The 5,043-nt window shown below is 62.8% G+C and carries 2 protein-coding genes and 2 pseudogenes; 2 read left to right on the plus strand and 2 right to left on the minus strand.

The features are described 5' to 3' along the window. Positions 1–173: 173 nt before the first annotated feature. Together istA and istB are read left to right on the plus strand one after the other, a co-directional pair. Entirely contained in the window at positions 174–1,472 is a 1,299-nt protein-coding gene (istA, locus tag B1818_RS23715; RefSeq protein WP_165629285.1) for an IS21 family transposase, read from the plus strand. Between the two features lie 6 nt (positions 1,473–1,478). Then, positions 1,479–2,243, plus strand: a complete 765-nt coding sequence (gene istB, locus B1818_RS23720) for an IS21-like element helper ATPase IstB (RefSeq protein ID WP_004021756.1) — start codon at positions 1,479–1,481, stop codon at positions 2,241–2,243. A gap of 56 nt (positions 2,244–2,299) precedes the next feature. On the opposite strand, the pseudogene B1818_RS23725 reads toward istB, so the two are convergent. Continuing rightward, positions 2,300–2,806: pseudogene (locus tag B1818_RS23725) on the minus strand (transposase); the annotation flags it as partial. A 243-nt stretch (positions 2,807–3,049) separates the two neighbouring features. Then, a pseudogene (locus B1818_RS23730) lies at positions 3,050–4,960 on the minus strand (MMPL family transporter); the annotation flags it as partial. Positions 4,961–5,043: the final 83 nt, after the last annotated feature.

Consider the following 5,043-nt stretch of genomic DNA (forward strand, 5'->3'; position numbering starts at 1 on the left):
CACTGTACTTGCGTGGTGCTGCCATGCTCTCCATCCTTCACAGGTTCGAGAGCCTCCGACAGACCCGGGGCGGTTCAGTGTCTTTCGATACCGACGCACCGTATGTTGACGACGCCTGAAAACTGACCCCCTGACGACGGGTGAATTTTGACCCCCCCCGTCTTGTTAGGAGGGTGATTTCAGTGGAGCAATGGGCAGAGATCCGCCGTTTGCATCGCAGTGAGGGTGTGCCGATCAGGGAGATCGCGCGCCGGTTGGGGGTGGCCCGCAACACCGTTCGTGCGGCGTTGGCTTCGGATACCGCGCCGAAGTACTCGCGGCCGGCGACGGGCTCGGCGGTCGACGCGTTCGAACCGCAGATCCGGGCGTTGCTGCGGGAGTATCCGACGATGCCGGCGACGGTGATCGCCGAGCGGGTTGGGTGGACGAGGTCGTTGACGGTCCTCAAAGACCGGGTCCGGGCTATTCGTCCAGAGTTTCGTGGGGTAGATCCAGCCGATCGGGTGATCTATCAGCCCGGCGGCTGTTCACAGTGGGATTTGTGGTTTCCGGACTACCGAATCCCTCTGAGCCACAATCAGTTCGCCATGCTACCGGTGTTGGTGATGACGTTGGCGTTCTCCCGGTACCGGTCGGCGGTGATGATCCCGTCTCGCCAGGGCGGAGACATCCTGACGGGAATGTGGCTGCTGCTGTCGCAACTGGGCGGGGTGACCCGCAAACTGGTGTGGGACCGCGAAGCCGCGATCGGCCCCAAGGGCACACCCACCGCGTTGGCGGCCGGCTTCGTGGGCACGTTGGGTACGCGGCTGGAGCTGGCGCCACCGCGAGACCCCGAGTACAAGGGCATGGTCGAACGCAACAACCGGTTCTTCGAGAGCTCGTTCCTGCCGGGCCGCCAGTTCAGCTCACCGGCCGATTTCACCGCCCAGTTCGATCGGTGGCTGGCCGATCATGCCAACACCCGAGTGGTGCGCGCGATCGGTGATCGACGCCCGTGTGACGTGTTCGCCGAGGACCTCGAGCAGATGACCGGCCTACCTCCGACCGCACCGCATATCGGCTTGAGTAGCCGGGTGCGACTCGGTCGCGACTACTACGTACGTGTAGCCGGCAATGACTATTCGGTGCACCCGTCGGTGATCGGTCGGTTCGTCGACATCACTGCCGACCTGCAGCAGGTGCGCATCCTCTGCGGCGAGGTCACCGTCGCCGACCACGCGCGCAGCTGGGCCAACCACGTCACCATCGCCGACCCTCAGCACGTGCGAGCAGCCAAAGAACTGCGCCGCGATTACCGCCGCCAAGACCTCGCCAACCGGGCCCGAAACGCCGCCCGCATCCGCGCCCACCCTGATGGCCACGAGGTGCCGATCCGGGCGTTACCGGACTACGACGAGCTGTTCGGGGTGAACTTTGCCACCCCGCCCCAAGCTCACCCGCCCACCACATCCACCAGCATTGAAAGGTGAAAGACTGTGTCCGACAATCAAACAGGTAAACAGATCGAGTTCGCGGCGCGGGCGTTGAAGATGCCAGCGATCCGCCGATGCTGGGCGGAATTGGCCGAGCGGGCCCGCACCGACAACTGGACCCACGAGCAGTACCTCGCAGCGATTCTTGACCGCCAGGTCAGCGAACGCGAAGCCAACGGCACCATGCTGCGGATCAGCGGCGCGCGCTTCCCTGCGGTCAAAACACTCGAGGACTTCAACTTCGACCACCTTCCAGGACTGCGTCGTGATGTGATCGCCCACCTGGCCACCAGCACCTGGATCGCCAAGAGCGACAACGTGATCCTTCTCGGACCACCCGGGGTGGGAAAAACCCACCTCGCGATCGCGCTCGGGATCAAAGCCGCACACAACGCCTACCCCGTGCTCTTCGACACCGCCACCGGATGGGCCACCCGCCTGACCGAGGCACACACCACCGGCCGCCTGGCCGCCGAACTCAAACGGCTCCGCCGCTACCGACTGATCATCATCGACGAGATCGGCTACCTCCCATTCGACTCCGACACCGCCAACCTGTTCTTCCAACTCATTGCCAGTCGCTACGAACAAGGCTCGATTCTGATCACCTCGAACATGCCATTCGGCCGTTGGGGCGAAGTCTTCGCCGACGACGTCGTCGCCGCCGCACTCATCGACCGCCTCGTCCATCACGCCGAGGTCATCGCTATCGACGGCGACTCCTACCGCACCAAAGCCCGACGAGAACTCGTCAACACCGACCAGTAACCACACCAAAGGGGGTCAAAATTCAACCGTCGATAAGGGGTCAGTTTTCAGCCGCCGTTGACACCGTAGACATCGGCGAAATGCGCTGAGATCTCGCCGGTTGTGAGGCCTTTGGCATACAGCGACAGCACTACCCGATCCACATCGGTGACGCGACGTTTGCTCTTACCGACAATTACCGGGTCGAAGGTGGCGTTGCGGTCGCGGGGCACCTCGATGGGCACCTGCCCGCACGCGTCGGTCAGGACCCGTTTCGTGCGCGTGCCGTTGCGTGAATTGCCGGTGTTGCGGCCGGCCACGTCATGTTTGTCATAGCCAAGATGTTCGGTCATCTCTTCATCGAGCGCGGCTTCGAGCACGCTCTTGGTCAGCGCTTTGAGCAGCCCGTCAGGACCGGTCAGAGCCACTCCCTGAGCGCGTGAGCTACGTACCAGATCGCTCACCAAAGCCTGCTCGGCCTTCGAGAGCTCACGCACCGCATCCGCGGTGGTGACATCGTGTTCCTGACCGGTCTGAACCGGCCCTGCCACCGGGGCATCCACGCCCCCGATTGTGTCGGTCATCGTCGTGATTCCTCCTGCCCCACGCCGGGGGCGATCAAAACCACTTACACCGAATCAGCGACAGTCCCCAACGCCGCGACGGGCCCTCCTGCGAGTTCTACCAGCGTCAACGACGCGAGGGGCGCTCGCACGTGGGTCGGGTGTGGTGCCGCGGCCGACCGTCGAGCGGGTGTCAGTCGATGAGGTGGGCGCGATGGCTGGATGACTGGCGGGGCCGGTCAGATCTCGGCACGTGCGTGCGTACTAGCGGGACGCTGGATGCGTGTCGGTTCGGGTACTCGGCCACCAGCTTGCTCTGCCGACAAGTGTGGCGATGGTCGGCACGACGATGGTGCGGACGATGAAGGTGTCGAGCAGCAGGCCGATGCCGATGATGAGTCCGACCTGGGTCATGATCGAGATGGATCCGGCCATGAGTCCGAACATGCTGGCAGCGAAGATGAGGCCGGCCGAGGTGATGACTGATCCGGTGTTGGTGACGGTTCTCAGGACGCCGATGCGGATGTTGTTTTGGGATTCTTCGCGTAGGCGAGAGATGAGAAGCATGTTGTAGTCGGCGCCGACCGCGACGAGGACTATGAAGGCCAGTAGTGGTACGGGCCAGGCGATGTCGGTTTTGAGGATGTGTTGAAAGATCAGGACGCCGATACCCAGTGCCGCGGTGTAGTTGAGTATGACGGTGCCCAGAAGGTATAGCGGCGCGATGAGTGCTCGGAGTAGGAGTATCAGGATCAGGCCGACGATGGTGAGGGTGGCCAACGCTAGGAGTCGGAAGTCTTCGGTGAGTAGACGTTGCAGATCGGCGTTGATGGCGGGGAACCCGGCTGTCGCGATGTTGGAGTCCTGCAGGGTTGTGTTCGGTCTGGCGGCGAGTGCGACATCGGTGATTGTGTCGGCCAGTTGCATGGCCTCGGTGCTGTAGGGGTCGAAGCTGGTTTGTATTGCGTAGCGCACGGTATGGCCGTCGGGCGAGACGAACTGGCGAGCGACGTCGACGAAACGGCGGTCTGCGTTGGCCTGAGGTGGGAGGTAGAAGCCGGTTGCTGAGTTTGTTCCGGCGGTCTCGCGGGCGGAGGTTTGTAGTTGTGTGGCTAGCGCGGCCATCCCGGCGAGTTGTTGAAGGTTGCTGTCGATCAGCGCGGATACACCGGCGGCGAGTTGGCGTGATCCCGCCGCGAGTTGACTGATACCTGTTTGCAGTTGGGTGAGCTTGCCGGGAAGGTCTTGGCTGCTGATGCTTCCCAGCGTGGAGCCCAGTGAGTTGACGGTGGAAGTGAGTTGGTCGGTGACTGTTGAGATCGGTGTATCCAGCTGCGCGAGTTGTGTTGACAGCGTGGCGATCTGGTCGAGGGTCCCGTTGCTCAGTAGGGCGTCGAGATTGCGGGTCTGCGCGCGCAGAGCTGCGCACTGCGGGACTTGGGTGCACCAGGGCGCATTATCGAGGATGGGCAGGATCGAGGTCACTGTTGCCAGGGCTGCAGATGTTTGGCGGGTGAGCGCGGCCAGCTGTGGGGCATTCTGAGAAGCGCGATCGAGCGCTGGTGCAGATGCGGCGAGTTGGCGTAGTAGTGGCTGGTACTGCTGAATTTGCTGCCCGGCTGTGCTTGCCTGATCGAGGATGCCGGCCAGGGGGGCCAAGTTGGTGCGTACCTGGGTGTCGAGCTGAGTAAGCCCGTCGGCGAGTTGGAATGCGCCTGTACGGAGCTGTTCGAGGTCACCGCGGCGGTTCTGGCCATCGTCGACCGCACCCGCCAGCCGGTTCCCGATCTGGCCGTTCTGCCAGGACAGCTCGGCTTGCTCGAGCTTGTCCCCGGTGGGACGGGTAACGCCGATGACTCGAGTCACTCCGGGGATCTGGGATACACGTGAGGCCATTTGCTCAAGATCGGCCAGCCCGCTGGCAGTACGGAGATCGATCGGTGCATCTACGACGAGGAACTCGGTGATAGTGACGTCTTGAGGGAAATGACGGTCGAGCAACGCGTAGCCTTCGTTGCTGTCGGTTGTCGCGGGTTGCCCCTCACGATCGTCGAAGGTGATCTGGATGCCCGTCGCGAAGACGCTAAGCACGATTAGCCCGACCAGGGTTAGTGCCAGCAGCGGCACAGGACGCCGCACGACGAGCACGGCGACGCGATTCCAGTACTTTCGGGTTCACTCGGGGGTGTCAGATGGTCTGTGTAAGTCCGGTGCTCATCAGTGAGAGGACAATCTATGAGCATGGCGTTAGACGACAA

This window comes from Gordonia sp. IITR100, from assembly GCF_002009645.1.
GTDB classification, from domain to species: domain Bacteria; phylum Actinomycetota; class Actinomycetes; order Mycobacteriales; family Mycobacteriaceae; genus Gordonia; species Gordonia hongkongensis.